The following is a 13,265-nucleotide window of genomic DNA, read 5'->3' on the forward strand; positions in this document are numbered from 1 at the left end:
AAAGCTTTTGTAGTTTGACATCACTAAACACTTTGTAGCGGTACTTGGTTACCCATTGAAAGTGCCAGGTACTCCAGCCTACACCATGTTTGTATGCGTGGTCTTGGTAAATGCTCATTGTATATCACCTCTTGTACGGGGCCCATGACTTTACCAAGCCATAGAGCATAACGCAGCAGAATTAGTATCTTTCGCAATTCATCCCCAAAGCTAAAGCAGGGGATTTCTTGCTCAGAAGTTACTAAAAAAAGTGATAATTATGGATATTAAAGAAAGGATTCCATTAATGGAGAATGATGGACTGACCCCCCGGTCAACATAATATTTATATAATGGTTCGTTCTTAATATGAAGATGTTTTTTAAAAGACGAACAAAAAAACATATATTGCCATGGTACATCTCTAATAAGCACCGTTCTTTGATCTGGGTGATATTTATCATTATTTTTATGGTTTATTATCTTTATCGGTTAATCTTTGAGAAGATATACTACATAGCTATCATCTTTTTGACGTATTTCTTGATTAAAGCGATTATATTATACAAATATTACCCTAAACATGAAAAATAAAATCAAATATTACATCGCTGGATTCTTTGCGCTGATAAGTGTAAAATTGTGCATAGCTAAAGAGGTTGCTAAAACCGCCGCAAAGACTACTGCTGCCAAGGCTACCACAACATCTGTTTTCTCGATGTCTATTTTCACCATAGTGTACTCTGTTTTCAGTATACCATTAAGAAATCTGGAAGAAGTATGGTCTATAATCCCCATATACGCAGAAATGGTTATAGGAACTTTGCTTGGAGAAGATGAGATGCATTCCAATTCGGTGTGGTGCGGATTTCTTTTATTATGGTCTTCTGCAGACTGGATAAGATACTATATCATGAAAGGCATTTCATTTAGTTTCTCCAACCTCAACTGGGTTATTGCATTGTCATTTGGAGTCGTTGGCCTTCTAGCTTTCATTGTAGGTTTTTCGAAGAGCTTCCTTTCAGTAGTATTTGGAAGATATAGCATATGGGGCTATTTCGCAATAGCATTTTACCCGTTACAGTACATGATGATAGAGATTTCAAGAGAGAATGTGATTGCTATACTTCTCTTTTCTGTACCGTTTATCATAGCCTATGAATCCATAGGGTTGCTTCTAAAACATAGGTCATAAAGAATCTGCTGCTTATGTTCAGTCAGTGCAATCGAAACCAAAAAAGAAAAAAGAGATGTAAGAATAAAATGCTTTGTACGCTGACATTTTTATGTTTCTCTTTCTTAGGATTTGTCGACGGTTTCACTTGAATAGATATGCTTTTGTGACAGAATCCATTTTTGCATCTGCCATTTGCTTTAGGTATTCACCAAGAGTCCCGTCAATAGCGACAAGGTTAGCACTGCTTTCTACTAATCCTAAAACATGCCTTAATAACACTGCTCCTCGTTCACAAAAAGCCTCAGTAACTTGATCTTCTAGTCCAGCATCAGTCCTAAACCTTGCTGCTCCCCAGCAGGATTCAATTTGTCTTCCTGCACAACCAGAATGAAATCCAAGGGACTTATCAACTGATTGGTACCACAAAACCGCTGTTGCAAGCATTTCTGCTCGCTCTTGTGGTTCATGCCCTTCTAAGCCATAGGTACCCAACCATTCATACGCATGACCAATCAGGTACCGTAAGCTAACTTCAACTCCAACCCTTTCACCAAACTTCCCTTGAGTTGTCTGTAATTCATTAAGATAAAAATTAATGCGGCCTTGATAATTTCCTTTCCTAACCTGGGTATTTCTTTGCGCTTCCATGTTCTGCCAGTACGTTGTCTCAGCAGGATCAAATCTCAAAACTGCTCTCAATGTTTCAAGTTGTTCTATCGTTTTTTCTCGTGTCATTTTATTCCTCCAGTAATTATACCACCTCAGCATTGATTTAGGTATTACTCTTAAGTAGTGTAAAATTCAGAGTTATATAACATTAAGCGGTGTTAATTGTAACCACTAAATGTGGTGTTTATAGTAACCGCTAACAAAAGTAATATATAGGGGAGGCGCTTTTAGAGAAATATGTATCAAGAAATACTTCAGAAGATGGGCTTAAGTACGAATGAAGCTAAAGTTTACGAGGCTCTGCTTACACTCGGGGTTACCACGGCAAACAAGATTGCATTAGAAGCAAAGATACAACGAAGAAATGTCTACGATACCATAAAGAGACTTAAAGAAAAAGGCCTCTGTTCTGAGTATGTTGAAGAAAATATTAGAAAATTTAAGGCAATAAATCCACACCGCTTATTAGATATGCTCAAAGAGAAAGAAGACGCTCTTCAACAAACGCTCCCAACAATGATTAAACACTACGAAGTAATTTCTAAAGTAGAGGAAACCATTGTTTATAGAGGAATGGAAGCCATAAAAAATGTTTATTGGGATGTGATAAAAGTTGGTGAAGATTACTATACCATTGGCGGAAGGGGAAACTGGTTAGATCCACGGTGGGAATTCTTTCTTCCCAAATTCGACAGGGAACGCCTAAAGAAAGGAATAAAATTTCGTCACTTATTTTATTACGAATTGAAAGATCCTCAACATCCACGACACGCGATTACAAAAATGTTGAAGAATAGTAAACACCGCTTTTTACCCAAAGATTTTACGTCCTCATGTTCCATAATCATCTATGGTAATCGTGTTGGTTCTATGACCTGGGGAGAAGAGCCTATGGTTGTCGTTACGATTAGCGATGTTATTGCAGAAGGGTATAAGAAATACTTTGAGTTTATGTGGCAGAATTGTGAGAAAGGAAACGCCTAGATATCATTAATTTTTTGTTCAATCCCACTTCAGGCTTCCACCAGTCTGATATTCAGTTACTCGTGTTTCGAAGAAATTCTTCTCTTTGCTTAAGTCAGTTACTTCAGACATCCAAGGGAAGGGATTTTCCATGTTATACACTTTTGGCAATCCAATACGCTGAAGTCGTCGATCTGCAATATAGGTAACATAATCAGCAAACTGTTCTGCATTAATACCGAGTACCCCTTTAGGGCAGGCATCAAGTGCATATATCTTTTCAAGCTCAACCGCTTTTTTGATCAAGTGAACAATATCATCTTGAAATTCCTTTGTCCACAATTCTGGATTTTCTGCCTTAATAGTATTGATAAGGTCACAGCCAAAGGCGAGATGGACACTTTCATCACGCATGATGTATTCAAATTGTTCTCCGATTCCAACCATTTTTCCTTGGCGTTTTAATGCCAACATCATGGCAAATCCTGCATAGAAAAAGATGCCTTCCATAATAACATAATAGCCAATAAGATCATGGATAAACTTCTGGATATCCTGTTGTGTTCTTGTTTCAAACATCGGATCAAAGATTGACTTGGTTAAATCAACGACAAAGTCGTCTTTCTCCTTGATTGAAGGGATCCTCTGATACATCGTGTATATTTCATCAGGGTTTAAACCTAAAGTGTCACAACAATAGATAAACGTATCCGTATGAATCGCCTCCTCATACGCCTGTCGAAGCAAATATTGCCGTGATTCTGGATTCGTGACATGACGATAAATGGCAAGAACAATATTATTAGCAGTAAGCGATTCTGCGGTAGAAAAAAATCCAAGATTCCAAAGGATCAATCGGCGTTCTGTTTCATTAAGAAACTGAGGATTCTTCCATTGCTCGACATCCTTCTGCATCGAAATCTCTTCAGGAACCCAATTGTTGGCAACACCGGTTTTATAATGTTCACGAGCCCAGTTGTAGGTCATTGGTAAGATCTTATTTGGATCGGTCTTTGGATTGTTGATGATTCCCATAGTTATCCCTCGGAGATTATTGATAACTCTTGAATATAAAAAACAGACGCAAACATAGGATTTATGCTTACGTCCGTCTTCTCATTTGTTAAGGGGGAATGAGTATGATCACCTAAAGATTATAATCTATTGACAAGCCTCGCAGTGAGGATCATTAAGCGAGCACACTTTTGGTGCCTTCTCAGCCGTCGTACTTTTTACTCCTTCCTGCATTGCTAAGCCCTCTTCTTCCTGTTGGCTTGTTTCTGATGCAAGCGCTTTGTATTCTCGCTTCTGAGTAAATCCATATTTTGCAGCATCGAGCGTTGACTTTTCAATTTGACTTGCACCCAATGAACGTAAGTAATAAGTAGTTTTGAGTCCCATGCGCCATGCATAGAGATAGATATCATGCAACTCTCTTCCCGAAGTTCCTTTGTAAAAAATATTTACTGACTGACTCTGATCAATCCATTTCTGGCGGACAGCGGCATGGCGAATAATCCAATGCGGATCAATGGTAAAGGCCTCTTTGTACTTTTCCTTGAGATGTTCAGGAATGCCTGCAATCATTTGGAGATTTCCATCATAGTATTTTAAAAGTTCAAGCATCTCCTGATTCCAGAGGTGCAATTTCTTTAAATCTTCAACAAGGTAGGTATTCACTATGGTAAACTCACCGCTGATATTTGCTTTGACATAGATGTTTTTGTAAATGGGCTCAATGCAGGGGAAGCACCCGGCAATATTGGAAATCGTTGCTGTTGGAGCTATAGCCATGGTGTTTGAATTTCTCATGCCATATTTCTGAACATGCTCTCGAACCTTCTCCCAGGGAAGGGTTGTGTCTTTTGGTACCTCAATAGCCACTCCTCTTTCTTGTTCAAGCAACTGTAATGAATCAATGGGAAAGATCCCTCGGTCCCATTTTGAACCTTTATAGGACGCATAGGTTCCTCGTTCCTTAGCCAATAGCGAAGATGCAAGAATAGCGTGAAAGGAAATGAATTCAAACAATTCATCGGCAAAACGAACCGCTTCTTCATTATCAAAAGGAAGATCAAGCATAAAGAGTACATCCTGTAATCCCATAACTCCTAAGCCTACAGGACGATGACGCAGGTTTGCCTGCTTTGCTTCCTGAGTTGGATAAAAATTAATATCAATAACATTGTCGAGCATACGAAGTGTCATGGCAATCGTTTGTCCAAGAAGCTCTTTGTCTAGCCTTCCCTTTTCCACGTGTCGTGCAAGATTGATGCTTGCCAAATTACAGACAGCGGTTTCCTCAGCTGACGTGTTTAAGGTAATTTCAGTGCAGAGGTTAGAGCTATGAACAACACCGACATGGTCTTGGGGTGAACGAACATTACACGGATCTTTAAAAGTCATCCATGGATGTCCGGTTTCGAAGAGCATAGTAATCATCTTACGCCAGAGCTGTTGAGCAGGTATTACCTTGAAGCGTTTTATCTTTCCTTCTTTTGCCTGTTGCTCATAAGCCGTGTATTTTTGTTCAAAAGCTCTTCCATAACTATGGTGAAGGTCAGGGACTTCATGGGGAGAAAATAATGTCCAGTCTTGATGAGCAATAACGCGCTTCATGAAAAGGTCAGGAATCCAATTTGCCGTGTTCATATCATGCGTTCTTCGTCGTTCATCTCCAGTATTTTTTCGCAAATCCAAGAAATCTTCAATGTCAAGATGCCAGGTTTCAAGATAAGCACAGGTAGCGCCTCGACGTTTTCCTGAACGGTTGATAGCAACCGTAACATCATTTGCTATCTTTAAAAAAGGAACAACACCCTGACTTTCTACTTTCGTACTCTGGATATCTGCTCCTGTTGCCCGAATATTGGTCCAATCATTTCCTAGACCACCAGACCATTTTGAAAGTTGGGCATTATCACCAATACATTTGAAGATATGGCTAAGATCATCATTAATCGTTGTCAGATAGCAAGAGCTCAACTGTGGATGGGCCAATCCAGAATGGAATAAGGTTGGGGTTGAAGACACGACCCGTAAACTTGAAAGCGCTTCATAAAAGCTTAGCGCAGCTGCTTCCTTTCGTGGCTCGTGCAATGCAAGGCCCATCGCAACACGCATCCAAAAGGATTGGGGCAATTCAAGTTTCTTATTGTTACATGTAACAAAGTAACGTTCATATAAGGTTTGTAGTCCAAGATACGTAAAAAAATCATCCCGCTCTGGCTTTAATCCCTGAGCAAGTGTTTCAAGGTTAAAGGAAAGAAGTTGTTTATCCATAATCTCAGAAGCAACTGCCTCTTGAATACCCCGAACAAACGCTTCTTGATAAAGTGCATGAAGTTGCCCCTCTTCCATTGACTGGTCAAATACCTCTTTGTAGAGTTTCTGGAGAAATAATCGTGCTGCAACTTTATTATAGGCAGGATCTCGTTCAATAAATGCCGTACTTGCCAGGACAATGGCCTTTGCAAGTTCACCAGTTGGAATCTGGTCATATATATTTTTAATAACTTCTTTTTCAATCGAGGTAAGGTCAACATCGTGCTCATATCCTTTGCTTGCGCGTTCAAGAGATTTTCGCAATTTCGTGAGATTAAAGAGTACTTGTTTCCCATCACGCTTTTGAACCGTTAATTTTCCTAATTTTGCACGTTGCATAACCTGTTCTTTCTGTTGTTCCCGTTCTTTTTGCCGCTCAGAACGGTAGAGGATGTAGGCTTTTGCAACCTCATACCATCCAGCCTTAACAAGGTGTTTTTCAACAACATCCTGGATGTTTTCAACATTTGGGTAGAAATCAGTAAATCTACTCTCAATTTCTTCAGTGATGGTTTTTACCAAGAGATCAAGTTCTTCTGGGCTTATTTTTGCTGCTACTGCACGAACTGCCTTAAGCAGGGCATTCCTTATCCGGACGACATCAAAATCAACAATTTCTCCCGTACGTTTGACAACCTTAAGCATACTCATTGATGATCACCCTTATTTTGTAGCAAAGCAAAAACCTCTTTTTGAAAATGGGCTATATCTTCAAATTCTCGGTAGACAGAGGCAAAACGAATATACGCCACTTTATCCAGTTGTTTGAGTTTTGCCATAACCAGCTCGCCAATCTCATTACTTGGTATCTCGACGGAATCTCGTTTCCGTAATTCCTGTTCGATTTCGTGTACCACCTTTTCCAAGACCTCCATAGTAATCGGCCGCTTTTCGCATGCCTTCACGAGTCCTTTCATGAGTTTTGCACGATCAAAGGCTTCACGCCTGCCATCTTTCTTGACAACGAGAAGATCTACCATTTCTACTCGTTCATAGGTTGTAAAACGTTTTTCGCATTGAAGACACTCTCTTCTTCTTCGTACAGCATTTTCACTTTCTCTGCTATCAAGCACCTTTGTTTCTGTATGTTGGCAATAAGGACAACGCATCGTCATCACTCCTCACTCGTGAACGTACCCCACCTGTTGTGGGGTTAATTGAGCATAACCACAATATATGGTAGATCTCCTATTTAAACTTTGTTATGGTAAAGGCTATAGATTAAAGCATACAGGTACGTAACTAGAGGCTACGCAGTAGATCCTTTCTACGAACTTGCAAGAAACTGTTTTATCTCACTCACTCTTCGCTGATTTAAAGAAAGATGATCGTCAGAACCTTTACCTGAACTGTTTGTACATTGATGTATAATAACGAAAGACTTAAATAGTGGCTTGTTTTCAATACCGTCATGAAAGAAGAATCAATCTTTTTGGATCATGTTGGAGATAATCCCCGAATGAGGATATTGCAATACTTCATAGAAGGTCGTGACTTTGATTACACTCTTACCGATTTACTCAATGCAGGAGTGAGTTGGGGCACTTTAAATTCTTTGGTCCCTAAACTTTTAGATTTAGGGATTGTCGTAAAGACAAGAAAGATTGGGAGAGCTACTCTTTACAAAATAAATCAAAAAAACGTTGCAGTTAAACAATTAATTGAGTTGTATGATAATTTACTGTTGGAAAAATTAAACAATATACAAGAAGAAACAGAAAAGAGAGTAGAAATTCCAGCATAAGCAAAACCTTAAAAATTCTTCAGTGAATCAAAGATAATAAAACTATAATAAATAAAAGGTGATGATAATGAAAACAACTCTTCTTGTGGTTATTAGTCTGCTTATGCTCTTCCTTACTCTGCCCCCGAGTATTGCTGAAGAAGCAACAACTAGCGAGGGAGCGGTAAGCCAAGATGTTGGGATTCTACCTGACAGCCCTTGGTATGGGAGCAAACGATTCTTTGAGACCGTTGGTACCTTCTTTACCGTCGGAGAGGAACAAAAAACCGAACGAGCATTGCAGTTGGCAGATCGACGCCTTCTTGAGGCTCAGGTCATGGCACGCGAAGGAAAAACAGCATATATTGCTCCACTAACCCAAGAGTATCAGGATAAAGTTACCATTGCTTCTTCGTATGTTACCAAGAGTACAGAATATAAGGAACGTCTTGCAGAAACCGTGTCAGAAGCGACCTCACGCCAGATTAAGGTACTGGATAGCTTTGAAACCATCATTCCTGTTGAGGCAACTGCAACAGCAAAAGAAGCACGAAGCACAACCATTGCTGCTAACAAAGGAGCATTACAGGAGTTAAGCCAGTATAACCCCGTGCGAGCTGCTGAGATTGCTATGGGTGTTGCAGAAACAAGAGCTCAAGCAGTAAAGGAATATGCTGAACAAGGGTCTAGCGAGAGAGTTATTACTGCTGCTGCTGAATACGAGGAATATGCTACCTTCGGACAGGAGATTTCTACGATTGCTCGACAGATAGGAACAGGAGAAACTGCTGTTGGAGAGGTTGTGGCTACGGCAACTGCCGTACATGTTGAAGTGTTGCAAAACGTTGCAACCATTGTTCCTGATCAGGCACGAGAAAAAATTGAAGAGGTCATCGCAAAAGGTCAGGCCGTAGGAGAGGCTGTTGAAGGCAGAGGAGAGGCGATTCCTCCACCACCGTTACCAACGGTTACCTCTGGACAAAGACCACCACAATCAATACGACCGAACGAGCAGATGGTTGAACAACCTCGGGTTGAAACAGGCACCAGCTCTGATACCATTGTTGAAAGTAATGTTGGTAGAGGGTAAAGCTCAAAAAAAGGAGCAAGATTAAGAAGATTTATGAATCTATGCTAGTTACCGTGAACCATGGAAACAAAAGAAGCCTATGATTTTTTTGAGCAGATGATTCAGCTGGCAGTACGCGAGGTTATGCAGGTTACGTGCAACCAGAACTGGGGTGTTGACCTCAAGAAGAACAATACGCCAGTTACCAAGGCGGATAAACAGATCGATAAAACCTTAACAGCGTATGCAAAGGCAAAAGGCTTTTCAGTTATCTCTGAAGAAGGGGACCATGAGAAAGCTATCGTACAATCCGCCTCTTATGTAACCATTGATCCTATCGATGGAACCTTGGGCTATATTGCTCATGTTGAAGCTGCTCTTGCCTCAAAAAATATCAAGGCATTTCTTGACGACACCATGAAGCCAAGTACTGATTTCTGCCTGCTCATAGGAATTGTCGAACAGGGAAAGGCGCGATTTGGTTGCTGTTATCATTACCTCACCAAAGAACGGATTTTTATTGACAGTAATCACAAAGAACGATGTATTACCCAGAATAAAAAAAGGTTGTACACGGGAAAAGACGTCCTCTATACAGACCCTACGGTTACCAGTACCATCGTGGAACAGATTAAAAAAATGGCTGATATTAAAGTCATTTCGCTCCATCCCCTCGGCTTAACATCCCAGTACTGCTTCATTAACGACCATGCAAACGCAGCAACAGTTATTGAACATTCTCATCCAGGAATTTGGGATCTTGTGCCGGGTATGGCAACGGCACAGGCATTTGGTGGTGTTGTGGCTGATGGAAACGGAGATCCAATCACCTTAAATAAGTACATCATGATCCCCGGCAATGGGTGCCGTGTCATAAGAGGAGAACGATTTCTATTTTTGCGTAACTTTTAAAGTGAAGCCTCTTTCTGATACTCATGGCATCTTTCCCTAAGCTTACGAGTAGAGCATTGCTGAGTCCTATGGCTGGCATCACTGATGTTGCGTTTCGCGCACTTGCTAGAACATACGGTGCTGGATTAACCTACACGGAATTCGTGAGTAGTGCTGCGGTAGTTCGAAGGGATGCAAAGACGATAAGGCTTCTCCAACTCGATCCCTCTGAGAGGCCATGTGCAGTACAGGTATTTGGCAACAATCTTGCAGAGGTTGTTGGTGCAGCAAAACTTCTTGAGCACACTTTTGATATTATCGACGTCAACTGTGGTTGTCCAGCCTGGAAGGTCATTAAGACAGGAGCAGGAAGTGCGTTGCTTAACAACCCTGAGAAGATCCATCATTTCATCAAGACCTTAACGAGTGCTGTCCATAAACCGGTGACGCTGAAAATCAGGCTGGGTATTGACGAGCACCATCTTACCGCAGTAGAAATTGCCAAACGTGCAGAAGAAGCTGGAGCAACTGCGATTGCTGTTCATGGGAGAACACAAAAACAAGGCTTCAGTGGAAAAGCTGATTGGGAAATGATAAAGAAAGTAAAAAAAGCAGTGTCTATCCCTGTTATCGGCAATGGAGATATTTTTACTCCTCAAGATTTCAAAAAAAGACTTGATGAAAGTGGTGTAGACTATATCCTCATAGGAAGAGGTGCCATTGGCAATCCGTTTTTATTCAAACAGATCAACGACTATCTTGAGAAAGGAAATTACGAGGAAAAAAATAAGACAGAACAATTCTGGGAATATGCGAAACTTGCCAACCATTATGAGCTTCCCTTTATCACCATAAAACAACAGGCAATGGGATTTACCAAAGGAATGAACAGAAGTACCCAGATACGGGAAATGATCAGCGGATGTAAAGACAGCAAGGAATTACAACAGCTTTTCAACAATCTACCTAATCATGGTTAAGTTTTCATCTTCATTGGCTAGCTGTACGTTTTAGAGATGAAACGAGGCTATTTTTGAGAATTTAGTGATGTTTTTTTCAAAGCATAGCAATATACGGTCAAATCACTTATAAATACGTTGAGTTTTTATTGACTTTTTTGAAAATTGACAAGGTAGGGTCATCTATGAAGTTAGACCAACGTGAAGTAAGAGGAATAAGACCATGTTTGTACCTGTTCATAACGAAACAAGTGAGGTCATGTTAGGAAAAACGCAAGCTACTGCTGTTTCTCATGTCAATATTGGAGAGGCACATCGTCGATCGCTCAGGTATGCGGGAACAGAAGGAGTTCTTGCTCCCTCCTATACACTCTTACCATACCTTCCTTCATTACCTGGCACGGTTGTTCCTCATACTGAAGAGATATATGGTTTTGACCATAAAGGGATATATTACACCCCAGGAACACCGGTTGTTATCACCTACCATGGCGGACGAAACAGCGTACTTTCACCCCAGAAAAAATTGCAAGCCCTCGCACTTCATGAACATGCAGCGAATGTCCGAAAAGCTGCGCGAAGTGATATAACTGTTCGTGAGGATGATGATGTACTAGAAGCAAGGATACGAAACAATTTTAATGTGGGTTTTCTTCGTTGGGCACGGGCAGAGGCAGAAGTCTACAGCTCTGAACCATTATCCTTGACAGAGGCACACGATGGTTTATGTTATGAGGCTCCCCACCAAGGAATAACCCGTGTTGGGACGGTTGTGCTTGATGAAATTTATCCTGGAGAAGACGTTTATACGAGGAGGGATATTGTTGGAGAAATGCTTGCAGGAAGAATGCCTGATGGTTCCCCTCTAGTAGTCTTTCCTTATGGCTGGTATTTCCGGGAAGGTGCTCCGTCTGGTTATAAGCCCCATGCAGTCGTTCGCCCACTTGATCTTGTTCGCGAGTCGTTTTCTGGATACCAAGAACTGGGAAATCTCCTTGATGACACCGGAAGAGTAAAGGATTCACAGCTGGTTGTTTTGGCAGGAGGAGGTCAGCGGCCGTATGCATTTCTCCAGAGATTATGCGATGGTCTTAGAAAAAGAGAAATTGCACCTGGGTGGGGGAGCATTGGACTTTCACATCCCTACAACCACTCTGCATTCGACGAGAGTACTCCTCAGGCTCGATGGTTAAGCCTTAGCTCTCAACCCGGAGCTGCGCTTGGTGAAGAGACACTTCCTACCTTTGGGAGGTATATCGTTGTCCCACAGATTTAACCCCAAGGTATTTATACCTTAACAAATCCCCGGTAAGCATGGTACCTCTATTTACCATTACTCATTATCATCAGCCTGGGCTGGAGTGGGAGTATAATGGTTCTTTAGAGGAGTATCACCTTCCAGGTGTTACGCTGGAGAGAGTAGCTTCTTCTTTACAAGAGGATGGAGATAAGATAATTGCCCTTGACCAAGGTAGGCTCGATCACAGCCGTATTGATCACTGGGTTACCCAGGTACATTCACCTCTCTACTGGGAGAGTATTAAGTCATTAGCAAGATTTGCAAGGGTTTTAAGCGAGGTTGATGGAAGAGACGTTTATCTTAATGCTGGAGTTCATAATCTACGTTCTGTACATCGATGGCAAAGGGACCAACGAAGGAAGCTAGTCCACAATACAGGGGTGCTTGAAAGAATTGCTTCGGGAGATATGAGTCAGGTTAAAGATGAGGCAAGCCAAGTTGTGACTGATCTTGTTGATTACGTGTTAGGGGATAATTATACAAAAATCGGAGAATTAACCTTGACCTCTTTACGAGAATCTATAGGTGCAACGCTTGCTGCAGTAGATGACATCTTTCAAGAGCGCTCTTCATTAAACCATGCTCTTCCTATCGCGGGACATCACGCAGGATACGATCTTGCAAGTGGTTACTGTTTTGTCAACAATACGGTCATTGCAGCAGTCTATGCACTTGCGCAGCATCTTAATCCTCGCCAAGACGGTTCAGTAGTTCTTATTTATGATATTGATAATCATTTTGGAAATGGATTTACCTCCATTTCAAAAAAGCATTCACGACTTCCTACAACTACAAGCCATTTTATTCTTAATGACATTGTCTATGTTTCTCAGCATGCTGATACTTTCAATCACTTCCCTCGAGTTGGTGGTTCACGAAGTGATCCTGGACGGAATATTTTTAACGTCCCCCTTCCTCATGGTACTGAGGGAGAAGAATACGTAAGAAGAGCAAGAGAGGTACTAACTGACGTAAAAGAAAGATATGGTGATAGGGTACGTTACCTTATTGTTGGCTTCGGAACAGATGCGCATAAGGACGATGCTATTGGGAAACTGAAATTAGATGATCAAACCTATAGCCATCTTGGTATGCTTATAAAAGAGTTATTCCCCCATGTACCCATCAGCGTTATTCAAGAAGGAGGCTATAATGCCGACTCTGCTGGACGCTTAACCACTAATTTTTCGCGTGCATTGCGTTAGCAGTTA

General features: G+C 41.1%; 12 protein-coding genes. 8 read left to right on the plus strand and 4 right to left on the minus strand.

What is annotated here, in order from left to right:
* Window positions 1-562: 562 nt before the first annotated feature.
* Window positions 563-1,174 (plus strand): hypothetical protein, encoded by a 612-nt coding sequence (locus HYW21_01835; protein ID MBI2548067.1) that lies wholly within the window; start codon window positions 563-565, stop codon window positions 1,172-1,174.
* A 123-nt stretch (window positions 1,175-1,297) separates the two neighbouring features.
* Here the strand turns inward: HYW21_01835 and HYW21_01840 are convergent, their stop codons facing one another.
* Window positions 1,298-1,891 carry a hypothetical protein gene (locus HYW21_01840; GenBank protein ID MBI2548068.1) on the minus strand — a complete coding sequence of 198 codons (594 nt, stop codon included), beginning with the start codon at window positions 1,889-1,891 and terminating at the stop codon, window positions 1,298-1,300.
* Window positions 1,892-2,062: 171 nt separating this feature from the next.
* Between HYW21_01840 and HYW21_01845 the strand changes: the two genes are divergently transcribed.
* On the plus strand, window positions 2,063-2,809 hold the full coding sequence (locus HYW21_01845) for a helix-turn-helix domain-containing protein (protein ID MBI2548069.1): 747 nt from the start codon (window positions 2,063-2,065) through the stop codon (window positions 2,807-2,809).
* An 18-nt stretch (window positions 2,810-2,827) separates the two neighbouring features.
* Here HYW21_01845 and HYW21_01850 read toward each other — a convergent pair whose 3' ends face one another.
* From HYW21_01850 to nrdR, 3 genes are all read right to left on the minus strand, one after another.
* Window positions 2,828-3,823, minus strand: coding sequence for a ribonucleotide-diphosphate reductase subunit beta (locus tag HYW21_01850; protein ID MBI2548070.1), 996 nt, complete (start codon window positions 3,821-3,823; stop codon window positions 2,828-2,830).
* A gap of 126 nt (window positions 3,824-3,949) precedes the next feature.
* Complete coding sequence (locus HYW21_01855) at window positions 3,950-6,763, minus strand: ribonucleoside-diphosphate reductase subunit alpha (protein MBI2548071.1); 2,814 nt, start codon at window positions 6,761-6,763, stop codon at window positions 3,950-3,952.
* On the minus strand, window positions 6,760-7,221 hold the full coding sequence (gene nrdR / locus HYW21_01860) for a transcriptional repressor NrdR (GenBank protein ID MBI2548072.1): 462 nt from the start codon (window positions 7,219-7,221) through the stop codon (window positions 6,760-6,762). The genes HYW21_01855 and nrdR overlap by 4 nt, the downstream gene beginning before the upstream one ends.
* Window positions 7,222-7,523: 302 nt before the next feature.
* Here nrdR and HYW21_01865 point away from each other — a divergent pair, with 302 nt between their 5' ends.
* The 6 genes from HYW21_01865 to HYW21_01890 all read left to right on the plus strand — a co-directional run bounded on the left by HYW21_01865 (window position 7,524) and on the right by HYW21_01890 (window position 13,259).
* On the plus strand, window positions 7,524-7,856 hold the full coding sequence (locus HYW21_01865) for a hypothetical protein (GenBank protein ID MBI2548073.1): 333 nt from the start codon (window positions 7,524-7,526) through the stop codon (window positions 7,854-7,856).
* Window positions 7,857-7,923: 67 nt separating this feature from the next.
* Window positions 7,924-8,925 carry a hypothetical protein gene (locus tag HYW21_01870; protein ID MBI2548074.1) on the plus strand — a complete coding sequence of 334 codons (1,002 nt, stop codon included), beginning with the start codon at window positions 7,924-7,926 and terminating at the stop codon, window positions 8,923-8,925.
* Window positions 8,926-8,985: 60 nt separating this feature from the next.
* Entirely contained in the window at window positions 8,986-9,816 is an 831-nt protein-coding gene (locus tag HYW21_01875; protein ID MBI2548075.1) for a hypothetical protein, read from the plus strand.
* 23 nt (window positions 9,817-9,839) lie between these two features.
* Complete coding sequence (gene dusB, locus HYW21_01880) at window positions 9,840-10,775, plus strand: tRNA dihydrouridine synthase DusB (protein MBI2548076.1); 936 nt, start codon at window positions 9,840-9,842, stop codon at window positions 10,773-10,775.
* A 202-nt stretch (window positions 10,776-10,977) separates the two neighbouring features.
* Window positions 10,978-12,030 (plus strand): hypothetical protein, encoded by a 1,053-nt coding sequence (locus HYW21_01885; GenBank protein ID MBI2548077.1) that lies wholly within the window; start codon window positions 10,978-10,980, stop codon window positions 12,028-12,030.
* A 38-nt stretch (window positions 12,031-12,068) separates the two neighbouring features.
* Window positions 12,069-13,259: a hypothetical protein gene (locus tag HYW21_01890; GenBank protein ID MBI2548078.1), complete on the plus strand. Its 1,191-nt coding sequence runs from the start codon at window positions 12,069-12,071 to the stop codon at window positions 13,257-13,259.
* Window positions 13,260-13,265 lie beyond the last annotated feature (6 nt).

The organism is Candidatus Woesearchaeota archaeon (genome assembly GCA_016187565.1).
In the GTDB taxonomy this organism is placed as follows: domain Archaea; phylum Nanobdellota; class Nanobdellia; order Woesearchaeales; family JACPJR01; genus JACPJR01.

What these genes read in the sequence shown, in the direction of transcription:
- HYW21_01835 (MBI2548067.1), top strand. Translation starts at nt 563, where the DNA reads ATGAAAAATAAAATCAAATATTACATCGCTGGATTCTTTGCGCTGATA.
- HYW21_01840 (MBI2548068.1), bottom strand. Translation starts at nt 1,891, where the DNA reads ATGACACGAGAAAAAACGATAGAACAACTTGAAACATTGAGAGCAGTT.
- HYW21_01845 (MBI2548069.1), top strand. Translation starts at nt 2,063, where the DNA reads ATGTATCAAGAAATACTTCAGAAGATGGGCTTAAGTACGAATGAAGCT.
- HYW21_01850 (MBI2548070.1), bottom strand. Translation starts at nt 3,823, where the DNA reads ATGGGAATCATCAACAATCCAAAGACCGATCCAAATAAGATCTTACCA.
- HYW21_01855 (MBI2548071.1), bottom strand. Translation starts at nt 6,763, where the DNA reads ATGAGTATGCTTAAGGTTGTCAAACGTACGGGAGAAATTGTTGATTTT.
- nrdR (MBI2548072.1), bottom strand. Translation starts at nt 7,221, where the DNA reads ATGCGTTGTCCTTATTGCCAACATACAGAAACAAAGGTGCTTGATAGC.
- HYW21_01865 (MBI2548073.1), top strand. Translation starts at nt 7,524, where the DNA reads ATGAAAGAAGAATCAATCTTTTTGGATCATGTTGGAGATAATCCCCGA.
- HYW21_01870 (MBI2548074.1), top strand. Translation starts at nt 7,924, where the DNA reads ATGAAAACAACTCTTCTTGTGGTTATTAGTCTGCTTATGCTCTTCCTT.
- HYW21_01875 (MBI2548075.1), top strand. Translation starts at nt 8,986, where the DNA reads ATGGAAACAAAAGAAGCCTATGATTTTTTTGAGCAGATGATTCAGCTG.
- dusB (MBI2548076.1), top strand. Translation starts at nt 9,840, where the DNA reads ATGGCATCTTTCCCTAAGCTTACGAGTAGAGCATTGCTGAGTCCTATG.
- HYW21_01885 (MBI2548077.1), top strand. Translation starts at nt 10,978, where the DNA reads ATGTTTGTACCTGTTCATAACGAAACAAGTGAGGTCATGTTAGGAAAA.
- HYW21_01890 (MBI2548078.1), top strand. Translation starts at nt 12,069, where the DNA reads ATGGTACCTCTATTTACCATTACTCATTATCATCAGCCTGGGCTGGAG.